Source organism: Turicibacter sp. HGF1 (genome assembly GCF_000191865.1).
Taxonomy (GTDB): Bacteria; Bacillota_I; Bacilli_A; order MOL361; family Turicibacteraceae; genus Turicibacter; species Turicibacter sanguinis.
In genome coordinates, this window is record NZ_AEXQ01000085.1 from 1 (window position 1) to 918 (window position 918).

Sequence of the window (918 nt, forward strand, 5' to 3'; positions counted from 1 at the left end):
TTTTTATGGTGACCCGTACGGGATTCGAACCCGTGTATGCATGCGTGAAAGGCATGTGTGTTAAACCGCTTCACCAACGGGCCATTATTTAAATGGCGGTCCAGACGGGAATCGAACCCGCGATCTCCTGCGTGACAGGCAGGCATGTTAACCGCTACACCACTGGACCTTTTTTTGACTCATTAAGTTTATCATTTGTGTCGTTTTTTGTCAAATCTTTTTTTGAAAAAGATTTTTTATTCCTTTTCAGAACTTCTATATAGTAACATTTGTGTTGTTTTTTGTCAAACATTTTTCAAAAAAACATTATTTCAAACATTTTTATAAGTTCTTTTTTTCAGAACTTTTATATAATAACATCTATTTCGTTTTTTTGTCAAATACTTTCTTTTGTTTTTTTATTTAATTTCAAATTTATCAAATCTACTTCAAAAACGTTTATATAAAGATAACTTATTATTTTTCACTTTACATTTTATGATTAATAATAACTCAATTTTCATCTCATTCACTGGAGCTAAATATATCGTCTTATAGAAAAATCATTCATCCTTTCAATGCTTTCTTTTTACCAAGATAAATAAGTAGCTTTTTTCCCAATCAACTTTATGAATTTTAATTATATATAGTAATTATTAAGCATACTTCCCTAATCACTTGACACTTTCTTTGGTTAATCGCTTTGCATTTTAACAATCATACAAATACCTGATTAACCTTCTACATATTTTCTAGTTCTTCCTTTTTTTCTTAATTATATTACCTTCTAGCACATTATTGAAGATTTATTCTCGATACTGGAGTAGATTTAATTTAATGTCTAGATTTGATTGTTAATTTTTTGTATACTAGGTCTATTCTATAACAAAAACACTTTCTATTTTTTTTGAATTACTTTTAATTTAATGGTTCTATAAT

Annotated in this window: 2 tRNA genes; both read right to left on the bottom strand. The window is 27.9% G+C overall.

Annotated features, from left to right (window positions below):
* Positions 1 to 6 precede the first annotated feature (6 nt).
* A tRNA-Glu gene (locus HMPREF9402_RS08350) sits at positions 7 to 83 on the bottom strand.
* Between the two features lie 10 nt (positions 84 to 93).
* A tRNA-Asp gene (locus HMPREF9402_RS08355) sits at positions 94 to 169 on the bottom strand.
* Between the last annotated feature and the right edge of the window lie 749 nt (positions 170 to 918).